At 67.0% G+C, this 17,510-nt stretch carries 15 protein-coding genes; 4 read left to right on the forward strand and 11 right to left on the reverse strand.

Features of this window, described 5'->3' with window-relative positions; all coding sequences use genetic code 11:
* Nucleotides 1-18 precede the first annotated feature (18 nt).
* A complete protein-coding gene (locus GRI62_RS00195; protein WP_131453675.1) occupies nt 19-1,545 on the forward strand; it encodes a helicase HerA-like domain-containing protein in 1,527 nt (508 codons plus the stop codon).
* On the opposite strand, the gene GRI62_RS00200 is transcribed toward GRI62_RS00195, so the two are convergent.
* The 4 genes from GRI62_RS00200 to GRI62_RS00215 form a co-directional block, all read right to left on the reverse strand.
* Nucleotides 1,542-2,936, reverse strand: coding sequence for a sensor histidine kinase (locus tag GRI62_RS00200; RefSeq protein WP_131451432.1), 1,395 nt, complete (start codon nt 2,934-2,936; stop codon nt 1,542-1,544). The two genes, GRI62_RS00195 and GRI62_RS00200, sit on opposite strands and share 4 nt — an antisense overlap.
* Nucleotides 2,937-2,941: 5 nt before the next feature.
* Nucleotides 2,942-3,676: a response regulator gene (locus GRI62_RS00205; RefSeq protein WP_131451433.1), complete on the reverse strand. Its 735-nt coding sequence runs from the start codon at nt 3,674-3,676 to the stop codon at nt 2,942-2,944.
* On the reverse strand, nt 3,677-4,219 hold the full coding sequence (locus tag GRI62_RS00210; protein ID WP_131451434.1) for an EF-hand domain-containing protein: 543 nt from the start codon (nt 4,217-4,219) through the stop codon (nt 3,677-3,679).
* Nucleotides 4,220-4,446: 227 nt separating this feature from the next.
* Nucleotides 4,447-6,267, reverse strand: a complete 1,821-nt coding sequence (locus GRI62_RS00215) for an aminopeptidase P family protein (protein ID WP_131451435.1) — start codon at nt 6,265-6,267, stop codon at nt 4,447-4,449.
* Nucleotides 6,268-6,307: 40 nt separating this feature from the next.
* On the opposite strand from GRI62_RS00215, the gene GRI62_RS00220 reads away from it, so the two are divergent.
* Nucleotides 6,308-8,407: a S9 family peptidase gene (locus GRI62_RS00220; RefSeq protein WP_131451436.1), complete on the forward strand. Its 2,100-nt coding sequence runs from the start codon at nt 6,308-6,310 to the stop codon at nt 8,405-8,407.
* A complete protein-coding gene (locus GRI62_RS00225; RefSeq protein WP_131451437.1) occupies nt 8,404-8,820 on the forward strand; it encodes an acyl-CoA thioesterase in 417 nt (138 codons plus the stop codon). The genes GRI62_RS00220 and GRI62_RS00225 overlap by 4 nt, the downstream gene beginning before the upstream one ends.
* Before the next feature lie 2 nt (nt 8,821-8,822).
* On the opposite strand, the gene GRI62_RS00230 is transcribed toward GRI62_RS00225, so the two are convergent.
* Both GRI62_RS00230 and ald read right to left on the reverse strand, forming a co-directional pair.
* On the reverse strand, nt 8,823-10,529 hold the full coding sequence (locus tag GRI62_RS00230) for a GGDEF domain-containing protein (RefSeq protein WP_131451438.1): 1,707 nt from the start codon (nt 10,527-10,529) through the stop codon (nt 8,823-8,825).
* Nucleotides 10,530-10,592: 63 nt separating this feature from the next.
* Nucleotides 10,593-11,708 (reverse strand): alanine dehydrogenase, encoded by a 1,116-nt coding sequence (gene ald / locus GRI62_RS00235; protein WP_131451439.1) that lies wholly within the window; start codon nt 11,706-11,708, stop codon nt 10,593-10,595.
* Nucleotides 11,709-11,850: 142 nt separating this feature from the next.
* On the opposite strand from ald, the gene GRI62_RS00240 reads away from it, so the two are divergent.
* Nucleotides 11,851-13,338 carry a tannase/feruloyl esterase family alpha/beta hydrolase gene (locus GRI62_RS00240; protein WP_131451440.1) on the forward strand — a complete coding sequence of 496 codons (1,488 nt, stop codon included), beginning with the start codon at nt 11,851-11,853 and terminating at the stop codon, nt 13,336-13,338.
* Nucleotides 13,339-13,384: 46 nt separating this feature from the next.
* Here the strand turns inward: GRI62_RS00240 and GRI62_RS00245 are convergent, their stop codons facing one another.
* The 5 genes from GRI62_RS00245 to GRI62_RS00265 all read right to left on the reverse strand — a co-directional run bounded on the left by GRI62_RS00245 (nt 13,385) and on the right by GRI62_RS00265 (nt 17,454).
* On the reverse strand, nt 13,385-13,888 hold the full coding sequence (locus GRI62_RS00245) for a hypothetical protein (RefSeq protein ID WP_131451441.1): 504 nt from the start codon (nt 13,886-13,888) through the stop codon (nt 13,385-13,387).
* A gap of 53 nt (nt 13,889-13,941) precedes the next feature.
* On the reverse strand, nt 13,942-14,274 hold the full coding sequence (locus GRI62_RS14605; protein WP_131451442.1) for a sugar-transfer associated ATP-grasp domain-containing protein: 333 nt from the start codon (nt 14,272-14,274) through the stop codon (nt 13,942-13,944).
* Nucleotides 14,275-14,315: 41 nt separating this feature from the next.
* Nucleotides 14,316-15,221 carry a 30S ribosomal protein S6--L-glutamate ligase gene (gene rimK, locus GRI62_RS00255; protein WP_131451443.1) on the reverse strand — a complete coding sequence of 302 codons (906 nt, stop codon included), beginning with the start codon at nt 15,219-15,221 and terminating at the stop codon, nt 14,316-14,318.
* Between the two features lie 66 nt (nt 15,222-15,287).
* On the reverse strand, nt 15,288-15,761 hold the full coding sequence (locus tag GRI62_RS00260) for an ATP-dependent zinc protease family protein (RefSeq protein ID WP_234027321.1): 474 nt from the start codon (nt 15,759-15,761) through the stop codon (nt 15,288-15,290).
* A 142-nt stretch (nt 15,762-15,903) separates the two neighbouring features.
* On the reverse strand, nt 15,904-17,454 hold the full coding sequence (locus GRI62_RS00265) for an MFS transporter (protein WP_234027322.1): 1,551 nt from the start codon (nt 17,452-17,454) through the stop codon (nt 15,904-15,906).
* Nucleotides 17,455-17,510: the final 56 nt, after the last annotated feature.

Consider the following 17,510-nt stretch of genomic DNA (forward strand, 5'->3'; position numbering starts at 1 on the left):
AAACGAATGGGCATGGGCATGGTGGACATTTTCCTCGGCAACGACCTTACCGGCAACCGCCAGGCGCTCGCCCTCTCGCGCGCCAACCGGCACGGCCTGGTGGCGGGCGCGACCGGGACCGGCAAGACGGTGACGCTGCAGGGCATGGCGGAAAGCTTCTCCGCCGCCGGGGTGCCGGTATTCGTGGCCGACGTGAAGGGTGACCTTTCCGGCATCGCCATGCCCGGCTCCCCCACCTTCAAGCACGCCGCCAAGCTGGAATCGCGCGCGGCAGAGCTGGGCATGACCGACTATGCCTATGCCGATAACCCGGTGGTGTTCTGGGACCTTTACGGCGAACAGGGGCACCCGGTCCGCACCACGGTGTCGGAGATGGGCCCGCTGCTGCTTGCCCGGCTGCTCGACCTCAACGAGACGCAGGAGGGCGTGTTGCAGATCGTCTTTCGCGCCGCGGATGAGCGCGGCCTGCTGCTGCTCGATTTCGCCGACCTGCGCGATATGCTGGCCTGGGCCTACGACAATACCAAGGAGCTGTCGGGCACCTATGGCAACGTGTCCAAGCCCAGCATCGGTGCGATCCAGCGCCAGTTGCTGAGTTTCGAGAGCCAGGGCGCGGACCATTTCTTCGGCGAACCGGCGCTGGAGATCGAGGACTTTCTGCGCGTGGACGAGCGCGGGCGCGGCATGGTCAACGTGCTGGCTGCCGACAAGCTGATGCGCAGCCCCAAGCTCTACGCCACCTTCCTGCTGTGGCTGCTGGCCGAACTGTTCGAGACGCTGCCCGAGGTGGGCGATCCGGAAAAGCCCAAGCTGGTGTTCTTCTTCGACGAGGCGCACCTGCTGTTCGACGATGCGCCCAAGGCGTTGCAGGAAACGATCGAGCGCGTGGTGCGGCTTATCCGTTCAAAGGGCGTGGGCGTCTATTTCGTGACGCAGAACCCCATCGACATCCCCGACCAGGTCGCCGGCCAGCTGGGCAACCGGGTGCAGCACGCGTTGCGCGCCTTTACGCCGAAGGACCAGCGCGCCATCCGCGCCGCGGCGGAAACCTTTCGCATCAATCCCGATCTCGATGTCGAGACCGCGATTACCGAGCTGAAAGTGGGCGAGGCGCTGGTCTCCACGCTGGACGAGGAAGGCGCGCCCACCGTGGTCCAGCGCACGCTGATCAAGCCGCCGCGCAGCCGGCTTGGCCCGGTGGACGCGCGGGAACGCGCGATCATCCAGGCGGCGAGCCCGTTCCAGGGCAAGTACGAGGAGCGGGTCGACCGCGAGAGCGCGGCGGAGGTCTTGGCGCAAAAGGCCGAGGACGCGGCGAGGACTGGTGCCGAGGTCGAGGAGAAGGGCCGCGAGGAAGTGGGCAGGCGGGAACGCCGGTCGCCCTCGCTGTGGGAACGGGCGGGCAAGAGCGGCGCACGGGCTGCGGCCGGTTCGCTCGCGTCGGTGGCGGTGGCAACCGCGCTTGGTCGCAGGTCCAGCGCCGATCCGCTGCGGACCGGGCTCAATGCCTTCGTGCGCAATATCGTCGGCGGATTGATGCGCTAGAGCGGCAGGCGCAGTTCCGCCACCAGCCCTTCGACGGCGCCGCTATCGCCCAGTTTGTTGGCCAGGTGCAGCGTGCCGCCGTGCTGGTCGGCAATGGCGCGGGCCAGCGTCAGCCCCAGCCCCGCGCCGCCGGTCTCCCGATTGCGGCTGGCTTCGCCGCGCTGAAAGGGTTCGAGCATGGTGGCGATCTGGCACTCGCTGATGCCCGGACCGCTATCAAGGATGCGGATCACCGCCCATTGCCGTGGGGCCTCGCCCTCGCGCGAGACCCGGATGCGCGCATCGTTGCCATAGCGCAGCGCGTTGCCGATCAGGTTGCGCAGCGCCCGCCGCAGCCATGTGGCGCGCAGCGGCAGCGCGATCTTCTCGGTGGTCTCCAGCGCGACCGCCTCGCCCAGATCCTCGAACTCCTCGACCACCGAAGCGACCAGCGCGCCGAGGTCGGTACGCTCTAGCGGGTCCGAGGGGCGGCCAACCCGGGCAAGCGAAAGGATGTCGTCGAGTGAGCGGGTAATGTCCTCGATCGTCGCCGCCATGCGCGCGCGTTCGCCCTCGTCCTCCACGCTTTCGATGCGCACGCGCAGCGCGGTCAGCGGGGTCTTGAGATCGTGGCCGATGGCGCCGAGCATCACGTCCTTTTCATCGAGCAGCGCGGCGATGCGGGCCTCCATGGCGTTGTGCGCCACGATCAGGCGGCGCGTGTCATCGGGGCCGGACGGCGCGAGCGGCGGGGCGCCGTCGGTGCTGCCGCCGAACTGCTCGACCCGCGTCGTCAAAAGGGCGAGCGGGCGGGTGATGCGGCGCAGCAGCAGCGCGAGGCCGCCCACCAGCACGATGTAGAGGATGACGGTCTGCACCAGCACCCCGCGCAAGGGATTTCCGGTGAAGCGCGGCAGTTCGTGTGCGGCGATGCGCCAGTCGCCCGCCGGAATTTCGCGCAAACCTGCCAGCACGATGCTGGTGCCGTTCCCCGGTCGCCCGCCGCGCAGGCGCTGACGCTCGGTGGGGGTGATGGGCGCAAGAACGATGACCTCGGCCACGGCCACGCCCTGGCTGCGCAGCACGTCTGCCAGCGCCTGTTCGCGGTCGGGCGCGCGCTCCCGCCGCTGCCGCGTGCCCTCGTCCAGCAGCGATATGGCGAGCGCGCGGCGACGTTCGACAAAACCACCGCGCCGGCGATCGGCCTCGGCGCGCCACTGGCTGCGCGGATTGCGCACGTCGGCGATCAGCTGGAAGGCGAGCGTGTTCACGACCTCGGCTTCCCCGTGCGCAGTGGCGGCGCGGTAGAGGAAGACGCCGGCGATCACCTGTGCCACCAGCAGCGCCAGCGCCACGGCGAGCAGCATCTGCCCTTGCAGCGAGCGGGGGAAGATACGCAGGCTGGCGTGCATCGCGGTCAGGCCACAGCGCCCGTTCGCGCGACGTCGCAGGCGAGGCGGTAGCCGCCGCCCCAGACCGTCTGGATCAGGCGCGGATCGCGCGAATCCACCTCGATCTTGCGTCGCAGCCGGCTGACCTGGTTGTCCACCGCGCGGTCGAACAGGTGCGCCTCGCGGCCCTGCACCATGTCGAGCAGGCGATCACGGTCCAGCACCTGCTTGGGGTGGTCGAGAAAGGCGGTGAGCAGGCGGAATTCGGCAGACGAGATCGGCACCACCGTTCCCTCGGGATCGGTCAGCCGCCGCTTCAGCGGATCGAGCTTCCAGCCGTCGAACTCGTAGTCCGCGTCGTCCTCTCGCGTGGCCCCAGCTCCGCCCTTGGCGGCGCGGCGCAGGACCGACCGGATGCGGGCGACGAGTTCGCGCGGCTCGAACGGTTTGACCACGTAGTCGTCGGCGCCGATTTCCAGCCCCACGATGCGATCGGTCGCCTCGCCCTTCGCGGTGAGGAAGATGACCGGCAGATCGCGCGTTTCGACCAGGTGGCGGCACAACGACAGCCCGCCTTCGCCCGGCATCATGATGTCGAGCAGCACCAGGTCGGGCGTGTGGTCCTGCAGGGCGCTGCGGGCCTTGGAGGCATCCTCCGCCTGCTGCACGACGAACCCCTGGCGCGAGAGATACTCGGCCAGGGGCTGTCGGAGGCTGGCTTCGTCATCGACGAGCAGCAACTTGACGGGGGCTTCCGTCATTTATTGCGCAGGACGCTGACCGCGCCTGTTCTCGGCCCGGTCCTGGCGGCGTTCCTGCCACTGCGAACGGCGCTCGGCAGCGGTCACGGTGCCGTTGTCGTCGGCGTCGGCAGCATCGAAGCGGGCGAGCGCGGCGGCGGTGAACTGAGCAGCGGTAAGCTCGGCATCGGCTGAGCGTGTCCCGCGCATACCCATGCCGGCCATGCCGCGATGGCCGCGGCGCATCATGCGCTGGCCGTTTTCGCCGCGCTCGCTGCGCATCTGGGTGCGGTGCGCCTGCATTTCCTCAAAACTCAGCAGCCCGTCGCCATTGGCATCCTGGGCGGCGAACATCGTGCGGGCGCGCGCCTCGCGGTCGGCGGCGTTGAGCACGCCATCGGAATTGGCATCCATGCGGGCAAAGGTGGCGGTGGCGCGCGTTTCTGCGGCGGCACGGGTGACATCGGCAGTGCGGTCGGCCCGCGCGGGGCGGTCCTGTGCCACGGCGGCACCGCCGATGGCGAGCGAGGCGGCGGCGATGGCAAAGGTGATGGTTCTGGTCATGGCGAAGTCTCCGAATGTGAAACGTTGGAGCAACGGGGCGCCTTCATGGGGGGGGAGGGAGGGAGAGACGACCCCGTTGCTCTCACCATCCGGTCTAGCGATGCCTTGTCGCAGGACTTTGCCGGTTTCCGGGCAAATTGTCACATATTGTCGCCGTGGCCGCCGCCTATTCATCGGCACGCAAGACGATCGGCGGGCGGCGCCAGCGCCCGCACCCATCGCAATTCTTACAGCGGTGCGCAGGACGCCTCCAGCCAGGCAAGGTCGTCGCCGTCAAGCTGCGGGGCAAGCACGTCGCGTACCTTGGCATGGTAGGTGTTCCACCAGGCGATCTCGGCATCCGACAGCAAATTCACATCCACCAGCGTCCGGTCGATCGGCACGAAGGTCAGCGTCTCGAAGCCGAGCCAGTCACCCTCCTGCCCGTCGATCTGGCGTTCCTCGACCAGCACCAGGTTCTCGATGCGGATGCCGTACTCGCCGGTCTTGTAGTAGCCCGGCTCGTTGGACAGGATCATGCCCGCCAAGAGCGGCTGATCGGTGCCCGCCTGCGCCCCGCGGCCCTTGGCGATGCGCTGCGGGCCTTCGTGCACGGCAAGGAAGCTGCCGACGCCGTGCCCGGTGCCGTGGGCGTAATCGAGTCCCGCCATCCACAGGAACTGCCGCGCCAGCGTGTCGAGCGCGCTGCCCGGCGTGCCGGTGGGAAAGACCTGGCGGTCGAGCGCAATGTGGCCCTTCAGCACGCGGGTGAAACGGTCCTTCACCTCGGCGGGTGGAGCATCGGGGCCGACCCAGACGGTGCGGGTGATGTCCGTGGTGCCGTCCTGATACTGCCCGCCCGAGTCGACCAGGTAGACGCTGTTCGGCTCCAGCGGCAGGCAGGTCTCCTCGCTCACCCGGTAATGGCAGATCGCCCCGTTGGAGCCCGCGCCGCTGATGGTATCGAACGACAGGTCGAGCAGTTCGCCCGTGCCCTTGCGAAATTCGTGCAGTTTGGCGGCGACGGACAGCTCGTCCAGCGTGCCCTTGGGCGCTTCGCCCGCCAGCCAGTGGAGGAAGCGGGCCACGGCGGCCCCGTCACGCGCCTGGGCGGTGCGATGGCCGCGCTGTTCGGCCGCGTTCTTGATCGCCTTGGGCAGCACGGCGGGATCGGTCTCGCTCACGATCTCGGCCCCGACCTCGTCCAGCCGGTCAAAGATCGCATAGACGCTGCGTTCCGGATCGGCGGCGATGCGTTTTCCGGCGAGATCCGCAAAGGCGGCGGAGAAGTCCTCTCGCGCGCGGATGCGGACGGCGTTGCCCAGCTTGGCGGCGACCTCGTCGGTCACCTTTTCGGGGGCGATGAACCAGTCGGCAGTGCCGTCGGCCTGCACCACGAGGTAGCTCAAGGCGACCGGCGTGTGATCGACATCCTTGCCGCGCACGTTCAGCACCCAGGCGACCGAATCGAGCGCGCTGATGACGACGGCATCCAGCTTCTCGGCCTTGAGCCAGTCGGCGATCTGGCCGCGCTTGTCGGCGCTGGAGCGACCGGCGTGCTCGTCCGCCTGCATGAAGGCGGGGGCGGCGCTGGGCTCGGGCCGGTCGGTCCACACCGCGTCGATCGGGTTGCTGTCGACCGCGACGAGCTGCATGCCCGCCTTCTTCAGCCGCGCCTCCATCGCGCGCGCCCAGCCGCGCGTGTGCAGCCACGGGTCAAAGCCGATGCGCGCCCCTTCGCGCGCGTTCGCGGCGATCCAGTCGTCCATCGCATCGGCGGGGACGGACTTGTATTCGAACAGGTTGCCATCGACCTGGTCGCGCACTTGGATGGTATAGCGCCCGTCGACGAACATCGCCGCGCCGAGGCCCTGCTTCTGCTCGCGCAAAACGACCGCGCTGCCCGCCGATCCGGCGAAACCGGTCAGCCATGCCAGCCGCTGGGCATAAGCACCGACGTATTCGGACAGGTGCTCGTCGCTGATCGGCACCACGAACCCGTCGAGTTCGCGGCGGGCGAGCTCCTCCCTGAGAGCGGAAACACGGGCTTCATGGGTCTGCATCAGCATGTCTTGCGGTCCTTCCTTTCCCCCTACATAGGCCCCTTCGATGACTCATGCCACCCAAGCGCAAGCTCTCCCGCCCGTAGCTGCCAAACGCCCCGTCGCATCGACGCATCACGGCATCACGATCACCGATGACTACGCCTGGCTGCGCGATCCCGGCTATCCGGAGGTGACCGACGCGCAGGTGCTCGCCCACGTCGAGGCGGAGAACGCCTATTTCGAGGCGCAGATGGCACCGCACCAGCCGCTGGTGGACCGGCTGTTTGCCGAGATGCGCGCCCGCATCAAGGAAGACGACGCCACCGTGCCCTACAAGGATGGTGCGTGGGAATACTGGTCGGAGTTCGAGCAGGGGGGGCAATACCGCAAGGTCTATCGCCGCCGGCTCGATGCGAATGGCCTGGCCAGCGGGGAGCGCCAGCTGATCCTCGACGGGCCGGCGCTTGCCGAGGGGCACGACTATTTCAGCCTGGGCGATATGTCCGTCAGCGAGAGCGGACGTTTGCTGGCCTATTCGCTCGATACCACCGGGGGCGAGTATTACGACGTGCGCGTGGTCGATCTCGAGACCGGCGAATACCTTCCCGACACCATCGAACGCACCAACAGCGCGCTGATCTGGGCGGCGGGCGATACCATGCTCGTCTATGGCCGCGCCAATGACCAGTGGCGCGTGGATCGCGTGCTCGTCCACCGCCTTGGCACCCAGGCAAGCGAGGACGTGGAGATCTACCACGAGCCGCAGCTGGGCTTCACCGCATCGCCGGGCATGTCGTCCAACCGCGAGTGGCTGATCCTGTCGGCCGGCGACAACGAGACGAGCGAGGTGCGCCTGCTGCCCATCGGCGACCCACTGGGCGAACCGCTGATGGTTCGCCCGCGCGAAAAGGGCGTGGAATACGATGTCGATCTGAACGGCGAGACGATCTACGTCCTCGCCAACGATACCCACGTCAACTTCCGCCTCGCCACCGCGCCGCTGGCCGCGCCGGGCGAGTGGACCACGCTGATCGCGGGGTCGGACGAATTCTACATCACCGGGTTCGACCTGTTCGAAGGCTTCTACGTCGTCGACGGGCGGCTGGCGGGCCTCGACCGGATCGAGGTGCGCTATTACGACGATCCGGCGCGGATCGAGACCATTGAATTCCCCGAAGCGAGCTTCACTGCCGGGCTGGGCAGCAATGCCGAATGGGCGACCGATACGCTGCGGCTCGGCTACCAGAGCATGATCACGCCCGACACGGTCTACGACTACGACGTTGCCAGCCGCCGGCTGACGGTGCGCAAGGTGCAGGAGATCCCCAGCGGGTTCGACCCCTCCCTCTACGCAGTCGACCGGGTGGAGATCGCGGCACGCGACGGGGCAAAGGTGCCGGTCAGCGTGGTCTATCGCAAGGATCGCAGCATCAATGACGGGGATGGGCCCGGCCCGCTGCATCTCTACGCTTACGGCGCCTATGGTTATGCCGTGCCGCCGGGCTTTTCCACCTCGCGCCTCAGCCTGGTGGACCGCGAGTTCGCCTATGCCATCGCCCACATTCGCGGCGGCGACGACCTGGGCCGCGAGTGGTATCTGGGCGGCAAGCTGGCGGCGCGAACCAACACCTTCAACGATTTCGTCGACGTGGCCCGCGGGCTGATCGACATGGGCTATACGCAGGCGGGCCGCATTTCGGCGAGTGGCGGCTCGGCGGGCGGCGAATTGATGGGGGCGGCGGTCAACCAGGCGCCCGAGCTGTGGGGCGCGATCGTGGCCCACGTGCCCTTCGTGGACGTGCTCAACACGATGCTCGACGAGAGCCTGCCGCTGACGCCGGGCGAATGGCCCGAATGGGGCAACCCGCTGGAGGACAAGGCTGCCTTCGAGCACATCGCCAGCTACAGCCCTTACGACAACGTGCGCGCGCAAGGCTATCCGCCGATGCTGGTGACCGCCGGCCTCAACGATCCGCGCGTTACCTACTGGGAGCCGGCCAAGTGGGTCGCCCGCCTGCGCGAACTGAAAACCGACGACAACGTGCTGCTGCTGAAGACCAACATGGGCGCGGGCCACGGCGGCAAGTCGGGCCGCTGGGAGGGCCTGCGCGAAACCGCCGAGGAGGTCGCCTTCGTGCTCTGGCAATTGGGGGTGGAGGCATGAGCAACGCGTTCTCGCAAGACTTCGTCGCCGGGCCGGAGCACATCGACGCCAACGGCCATGTCAACAACGCGGTCTGGGTGCGCTGGATGGAGGACCTGGCCACGGCGCACTGGAACGCCACGGCGCGGCCCGAGGACGTGGCAAGCTACGCCTGGGTCGTGACCCGGCACGAAATCGACTACCGCGGCAACGTGGGCGAGGGCGAGACGGTGACTGCCACCACCGAGATCCTGCAGGGCCCGCGAGGAGCACGGTTCGACCGCCATTTCTCCTTTGTCGACGCAGCGGGCCGCGAACTGGTGCGCGCGGTGACGACCTGGGCCATGGTGGACAAGGCCAGCGGCAAATTGCTGCGCGTGCCGAGCGAGGTTGCCGCCCCGTTCATGCCCGCAGGTGGCTGGATGCCCGCTTGACGCTATGCCGCCGCGCGTCGTTCCGTTTGGCGGCGCGGATGGAACACCTTGAGCCGTTCCGTCATCGTCCGGTCGCGGCCCGCCGCCTTCGCTTCGTAAAGCAGGCGATCGGCCCGGTTGTAGAGCGTCTCGAACCCGGTGTCGGCCAGCGCGCCGTGCGGCACCTCGACGATGCCCATGCTGGCGGTGACGGGCGTGTCCACCAGCCCGCTGGCAGCAATGCGCGTGGTGATGGCGCGGCGCTTGTTCTCCGCTCGCGCGAAGGTATCGGACCCGCGCAGCAGCAGCACGAATTCCTCCCCGCCCATGCGAAACGCCAGCGTGTCCCCGTGCGGCGGGGTAATGGCCTGCGCGGCGCACTTCAGAACCTCGTCGCCGCCGGCATGACCATAGCGATCGTTGACGCGCTTGAAGTGGTCGAGATCGAGCACAGCCAGCGTGGTAAAGCCGTCGGCGCGCAGCGTTCCGAACCGGTCTTCCAAGGCGCGGCGGTTGAACAGGCCGGTCAGCTTGTCATGCTCGGCCAGGGTTTCGAATGCACGCGCCTTGGTCACCGCCCGGTCGCGTTCGCGGCGCACGGCCAGGAACCTGTCGGCGATCGCCAGCGCCACGATCGTCACTTCCACGCCCAGGGCCACGAACAGCGAGATGTCGGGTCCGCCCGCGCCGGGCAACAGGCCCATGCCGCGCAGCAGCCGCACCATGCTGGCCGCCACCACGGGAAACCAGGCAGCAGCCAGAAACCAGGCGGCGCGACTGCCACGCGGAATGGCGCTGAGGATGGCGGCAACATAGATGGGAATGACGGGCAGGAAGGCGATGAAGTAGAGGCGATTATCGAAGCTCTGGGTAAGCGGCAGCTGCAATCCGGCGAAGACCGGCACGATCATCGACCAGATCGCGGTTCGCTTCAGCAAGCGGCGCATGCGCCCGCTCAGCGCATCGGGTTCCAGGAAGGCGTGGACGAACAAGCCGGCAAGCCCCACGCCAAGCGCGTAGGATACAGGGCCGATACGGGCCAGCCAGTTGACCGGTATCTCGACAAAGGCGCAGGCTACTCCGCCGCTGCCCAGCAGATAACCGATCATCGCCACGGTCATGCCCGCGTGCAGCAGCACGAACCGCTCGCGCAGCACCAGGTAGAACATGGCATCGAACAGCAGGGGCATCACCAGCATCCCGGTGATGAGCGCCAGCAGGACCATGCCTCGTCGGATGGAAGGATCCTTGCCATCGCTGCCCAGCAGGCGCGCCTCGGATGCGATGGTCACGTTGTGGGGGCGCTCTATGGCGATCAGCCAGGTGTCGGCCGCCGCTCCGCCGGACGGAAGAGGCAGGCTGAAGCCGGCGCCCGCCGGAATGGGATCGACCTCGCCAGGCAGGAAACGGGCCTGGGCCACGACGTTGCCATCCGCAAGGGCGTAGGCGCCGATGCGTTCGAACACGGAAGTACCACCTATGAAATAGCGTGGGGGTTCCCCTTGCGCGGAGGTATCGTAGCGCAGCCAGGTAATGGCGTGCCCGTCCTCCCAGTCGTCGTTGTCGCAACGCCAGTCGAGACTGGCCAGGGCTGCATCAGGCGCGAGCGGTCCTTGCGAATAGGCATGGCACGCCGCCGCCCGGTCTGCGGGCGCGGGGGCGCCGCTTGCCAAGGCAAGAAGCGCCGTCGCCGCCACCAGGGCGAGAAAAAGGTAAAGCCGAGCCCCCACGTCGCAGCAGGCTAAGGCAATAACCCTTCAAGCTGGTTAAACTTTGAAGGTATCAGCGGCAGATCAGGCGATCGCCTCTGCCACGTCGAGCCAGTCGTAGCCCAGTTCCTCGGCCACGGCGGGGTAGGTCACCCGCCCGGCGTGGACGTTCAGCCCCTGCGCCAGGTGCGCATCGGCGCGCATGGCTTCCTTCCAGCCCATGTCGGCGATCCGCAGGGCGTGCGGCAGCGTTACGTTGTTGAGGGCATAGGTGCTGGTGCGGCTGACCGCGCCGGGCATGTTGGCGACGCAGTAATGCACGATGTCGTCGATCACGTAGGTCGGATCGTCGTGGGTGGTGGCGCGGCTCGTCTCGAAGCAGCCGCCCTGGTCGATCGCGACGTCCACCAGCACGGCGCCTGGCTTCATGGTCTTGAGCATGGCGCGGCTGACCAGCTTGGGCGCGGCGGCGCCGGGCACCAGCACTGCGCCTACGACCATGTCCGCCTCGGCCACGGCTTCCTCGATGTTCGCGCGGCTGGCAAAGCGGGTGGAGGCGCGCGCCTCGAAATGCGTGCCGACCTTTTCCAGCACTTCGGGGTTCAGGTCCATGATGACGGTGTCCGCGCCCAGCCCCGCGCTCATCTGCGCGGCGTTGAAGCCGACGACGCCGCCACCGATAATGACGACCTTGCCCGGCATCACGCCCGGAACGCCGCCCAGCAGCACGCCGCGCCCGCCGTGCGCCTTTTCCAGCGCGCTGGCGCCGGCCTGGATGCTCATGCGCCCGGCCACCTGGCTCATCGGCTTGAGCAGCGGCAGGCCGCCGTGGGGGCTGGTGACGGTTTCGTAGGCGATAGCGGTCGCGCCGGACGCCACGAGACCCTTCGTCTGTTCCGGATCGGGCGCGAGGTGGAGATAGGTATAAAGCACCTGGCCTTCGCGTAGACGGGCGATCTCCTCGGGCTGGGGTTCCTTGACCTTGACGATCATCTCGCCCTTCTCAAAAACCTCGTCCGCCGTGGGAACGACCGTCGCGCCGCGATCGGTGTAGTGGGAATCGAACGCGCCGATGCCGCCGCCGGCGCCCGTTTCGATGAAGACCTCGTGCCCGTGCGCCACCAGTTCGCCCGCGCTTTCCGGGGTCAGGCCGACGCGATATTCGCGGTTCTTGATTTCCTTGGGGCAGCCGATGCGCATGGGACGTTCTCTCCGGTGAGGTGTGCCGGTTCGTTACCGGCGAAACCTTTTGCCTGCAATCCCAATCCCCTCGCTCCCCGGCGGCACCGGGACTTGCAGGATCGTGCGGTCTTGCTAGCCTTCGCGACAGGAGGAAGGCGCCATGCTGACGATTGCGTTTCTGGTGGGAATGCTGGGGCAGGACGCTGGCCTTTCTGGCCGATCTGCCGCCGCGCCCTTTGCCGCGCGCTGCGAGGCGCTGGCGGACAGCGCCGCCGCCATGCCGGGAACCGCCATCGCCAATGCCCGGCTGGTCGACGCAACCGCCGATCTGCCCCGGCATTGCCTGGTCGAAGGAGTAATCGATCCGCGCACCGGGGTGGGCGGCGCGACCTATGGCATCCGCTTCGAACTGCGCCTGCCCGAAGCGTGGAACGGGCGCTACCTGTTGCAGGGCGGGGGCGGGCTGAACGGCGTCGTGCGCCCTGCCACCGGGCCGGTGGCGGCGGGATCGCTGCCGGCGCTGGCCCGCGGGTTCGCGGTCGCGAGCCACGACAGCGGGCACCGGGGCGAGGTTTTCGACGCCAGCTTCTACGCCGACCAGCGCGCCGCGCTCGATTTCGCCGAAGCCGCCGTGCGCACGGTGACGCTGGCCACGCGCGCGCTGACCGGCAGCTTTTACGGCGCTGCCCCGCATCATTCCTACATGACCGGATGCTCCACCGGCGGGCGCGAGGGGATGCTGGCGAGCCAGCGCTATCCCGAACTGTTCGACGGTATCGCCATCGGAGCGCCAGCCATGCGGCCGGGCCACTCCAACCTCGCCATCGAGCACGCCCAGGTGTTGCTCAACGCCACCCAGCCGGCCGGCGTGACCGAGGCGGCGCGGTTCTCTTCCGGCGAGATCGCGGCGATCGATGCCGAGCTGACCCGCCAGTGCGATGGCGCGGACGGGCGCGTGGACGGCATGATCATGAACGTCGCCGCCTGCCGCGCCTTCGATCCCGCGCCGCTGGCCTGTTCCGCCGGCCAGAGCGGACAATGCCTCGCCCCCGACCGGGTGGAGGTGCTGCAGACGATGTTCGCCGGGCAGGACTATTACGTCTCCATCCCGTGGGATACCGGCATCACCTGGATAGGTCCGGGCCTGCCGGGCTATCTCCCCGCCGGGCAGCCCAGCCCGTTCGGCCCGGCCAATGCCAGCCGCGCGATCGATATTTCCGCACGCCTGCACGATCTGCAATGGGATGCGGTCGGGCGACTGACCGACACCGCCTACTGGACGAACCTGTCCACCTATCTGGGCCGCGGCGGAAAGCTGATCTATTTCCACGGCGTCTCCGATCCGTGGTTCAGCGCATTCGATACGCTCGGCTATTTCGACCGCGCCCGCGCCGCCAATGGCGAAGCGAACTGGGATGCCGCTGCCCGGTTCTACATGGTGCCGGGGATGGGCCACTGTCAGGGCGGCGATGCCTACGACAGCTTCGACCTGCTCGGCCCGCTGGTCGCATGGACGGAAGGCGGCGCGCCGCCGGGCGCCGTGCCGGCAAGCGGGCGACCGGGACATGAAGGCGAGACCATGCCGCTGTGCCCCTATCCCGCCTATGCGCACCACGATCGCGAGGGCCTGGCCTGCCGCGCCCCGTAACCCTGGGAGCAACCGCACCGGCGGACCCGGTGCCTGCCGTATCCGGCTATTGCAGCGCCTCGATCTCGCGGATCATCCTGACGCCCTGTTCGACATGGATCTTGAGCTTGGCCAGCGCATTGCCGCCCGCCACGCCGAGCATTTTCATTTCCTGCGCGCGTTCGCGCCTGGACATTCCTGCGTCCATTTCGGCCAGCATCGTCAGGGTGACGTGCGTGGCGTCGCCCTCGGCGCTCATGTCATAGCGTTCGGTGGACTTCACCAGGCGACCGACCTTGGGCTCGATCGTGCATTCGTAGGTGTAGGCCTCTTCCGGCAACGCCTCCAGCACCCTGACGGGGAAGACGAGGTCGGGCGCCATGTCGAGCGTCATCACGAAACTGTCCGGACCGGTCCGCGCGACCGAGCCGACTTCCTTTTTCCAGCACCGCTCGTCGCCGAAATCGACGGTGCGGTAAAGCAGTTCGGGATGGCAATCGATGATGGTGGAATGGCTGACGATGATCGGGCCATCCGGCACTGGCTGCCTGTTCCTGAACAGTCCGAACATTGCGTTCCCCCTCCTCGATCGCGGCCTGACCGCGCCACCCTAGCGTCGAGGGGTTAAAGTTTCTCGCCCGCCTCGATCATCTTGGCGCGCAGACCCTTCTGGTTGATGTTCTGGATCTCGATGCCGGGGTGGGCATTGACCTCGATCACCATCGGCCCGTCGTTCTCGTCCAGGATGATGTCGCACCCCAGGTAGCCAAGCCCGATGGCGGCGCTGCACTTGCTGGAAATGTCGAGCACCACGTCCCAGTCGGGCACCTTGAACCACAACAGCCTGAACCCGGTGTCGGGGTAATGGGCTTGCCGACGCGGAGAGATTGGTTGGTTCCGTTTCAAACGGCCAGCAGTATGCCGAGACTTATACGATGATATATTTTCGGTAACCATCGCGCAGGCCCGCCGGCCCGGCAGCGGTGATTGCGCGCCCGTCAGCCCTTGCCGCGCGTCTTGGTGCCGCCGGCCCTTGCATTGGCGACGATGAAATCGATGATCATGCCGGCCACGTCCTTGCCGCTCGCCGCCTCGATGCCTTCGAGGCCGGGGGAGGAGTTGACCTCCATGATCACCGGGCCGTGGTTGGACCGCAGCATGTCCACGCCGCACACGTTCAGCCCCATGCGCTTGGCGGCGCTGACGGCGGTGGCGCGTTCGGCGGGCGTGATCTTGGCGAGCTGGGCGCTGCCGCCGCGGTGCAGGTTGCTGCGAAAATCGTCTGCCGCGCCGGTGCGCTTCATCGCCGCCACCACCTTGCCGCCGATCACCAGCGCGCGGATGTCGGTGCCGCCGGCTTCCTTGATGAATTCCTGCACCAGGATGTTCACGTTGGCGCCGCGAAACGCCTCGATCACGGATTTCGCGCTGCTCATCGAATCGGCCAGCACCACGCCGATGCCCTGCGTGCCCTCCAGCAGCTTGATGACGACCGGCGGGCCGTTCACCGCCTTGATGATCGCCTCGGCCTCCTTGGGATCGTTGGCATAGGCGGTCAGCGGCAGGCCGAGGCCGTGCTTGGCGAAGATCTGCATGGAGCGCAGCTTGTCGCGGCTGCGGCCGATGGCGACGCTCTCGTTCAGCGACCAGACGTTCTGCATCTCGAACTGGCGCAGCACGGCGAGGCCGTATTGCGTGATCGATGCACCGATGCGCGGGATGACCGCGTCGTATCCCGTTACCGGCTCCCCGTGATAGATGATCGTGGGCCGGTGGCTGGCGATGTTCACCGTGCAGCGGGTGGTGTTGAGAATGTCGAGCGTGTGCCCCCGCGCCTCCGCCGCCTCTACCAGGCGCCGGTGCGAATAGAGCTTCGCGTTGCGCGCAAGCATGGCTATTTTCATGGGGCGATTTTCATGGGGCGAACCTCTGCCGGTCGGGCCTTTATGTGGGGATGCAACGCGCGCGACTCAGGGCTTGTGCCCCGCGACCCGCGTTAGCCCGCGCGTTTGCAACCACGAGTGGCCGCTGTCCACCACGAACCTGCGGCGCAGCGAACTGCGCCCGATCAGCATGGGAAATTTCATGTCGCTGCGATCTGCCAGGCTGATTTCGGCGCGAAAGGTGAGGGCGCCGATCGTGAGCGGCGTCTTGATGATCATGCGCCGCTGCGTCTCGCCGTTGGAACTGGTGATGCCGCGAATGTCGATATGCACCGCCTCGCAGATCTGCCGCACATGGCTCTGCCCGTAATCGACCGCGAAGCGCACGAAACGTTCGCCGTCGCGGGTGAATTCGTTGAGGATGGTGGCGTGCAGCGAGCTGGTGCGCGCCCCGCTGTCGATCTTGGCCGGCACGCCGCGCAGGCCAAGCTCGGGCAAGTCCACCCGCTCCCGCCAGCCGACGATGCGCATCTCGCGCGGTTTTTTGCCGGTGCCCTCCATTGCGGGCGTTAGAGCAAATCGGGCGCGGAGGGGCTAGGGGGGATTACAGTCAGCTACCGCTCAATCGCGGAACGTCGGCGATTGGGGTGGAAAGCGGTCTCGATATAGAACTCGCTTACTTGGCGAAGCGAACGCTCTGGTTCTACTCCGCTTCGAGTTCGCGCAAACTGCGGCCTTGTGTCTCGCGCCCAGCCCAAGCAAGCATTCCTGCCGAAGCTGCTGTAGGCAGCAGCAGCGCCAGTGCCGCCCCAACTAGCGTTGGCGCAAATCCCGCCAAGGCAGCAACTTGCACTGCTACCCCGCCGAACTTGCTGCTCCCCGCCACCAGTCCGGTCGCCCGGCCGCGCGTGCCGAGCGGGTAGTTCTCAGCTGTGTAGGGCAACAGCACAGCTATCGTTCCGTTCGTGCCTACGATCAGGATAGTGATGACCGATACCAGCATCGGCTCCCAGCTCAACACCTCGGCTGGCAGCAACGCTCCGAGCAAGCCCACGAGAGTCAGGCTCACGGTGCCGACCAGCGTCCACTTGCTGCTATGCCGTGCATAGAAGAATGCTGCGAGCAGAATGGTCGGGAAGGCCAAAAGCGAGGACTTGGCAAGAATGCCGCTGGCGATCTCGGCGCTGTAACCGCGCGCCTGCAGGTCCGACGGCAACCATAGAAGTAGGCCGAAATTGACGAAGCTCCAACAAAGGGCAGTTACAGTCAGTGCCACGGTGATTTGCCGATGGTCTGCGGGGGACGGCGCATCGGTGGGCGGCCGGACGGGCCGGGGCTTAGGCAGAAGACCAAACTTGCGCTGCATTTCCGTCAGTTCCACCGCCCTGCCCTGCTCTGCCAGAAAGCGCGGTGTTTCTGGAATGAACCGCGCCAGCGCGAGCAGCAACAGGCCGCTTGGGAAACCCTGCAACCAGAGCGCCCGCCATCCGAAGATCGGTTCCAGCACGTAAGCGGCGCCGCTGGCTGCAAGATAGCCGCCGACCAGTCCGGTTCCTCCTACCAAAACCAGCACCCAGCTGCGGTGCCGGGGCGGCATCACCTCGGCCAGCAGGGTATAGATCACCGGCAGCATACCACCCGCTGATATGCCCATTAGAAAGCACATCACCAGGTTCCATTCGAATTCCGGCATCGCGCCGCAGATCGCGGTAGAAACGAACAGAATCGTGGATAGCAGGATGGATACTCGACGACCGTAAATGTCCGCCAGCCAGCCCCATAGAAACGAGCCGATGGTTGTCCCGGTCAACGCGACGAGTGGCAGCAACGCTACCCGTGAACGGTCGATACCGTATTCCGTCGCTATCCCTGGCAGCACGAACCCAAGCGTGGCGGGCTTCATCACGTCTATGATGAGGCCAAGGGTCAACACCAGCAGCGTAGCAGCGTGCCAGCGGTTGAGTGGCGTCGAATCGGGGGCTTCGTAACTCGTTCCGGCGTGATCACCATGCGGGGCGCGCTTCTTCGGTAACGCACCGTAGCAAGCCAGCGGGGCACCGACGGCAATCAGCGCCATACCCGCCAGCATACCCATATCCATCGGCATCCCGGCGAGGTGGTTGCCAATCCCGTGCGCCATCGCCAGCATCGGCAAATGTAAAAGAACTCCCACGCTGATCGCAGCACAGCCCGCCCAGAAGTAAGGCGCGCGCTCGCCAACAATGGATGCTCTCGGCTCTGCCCTCTTTCTCATCAGCGGCGACTAAGGAAATCCCGGTTCAAGAGCAAGTTGGCGAACAGGCTTGAGAA

Origin of the sequence: Aurantiacibacter arachoides (genome assembly GCF_009827335.1) — a bacterium.
GTDB lineage: Bacteria > Pseudomonadota > Alphaproteobacteria > Sphingomonadales > Sphingomonadaceae > Alteraurantiacibacter > Alteraurantiacibacter arachoides.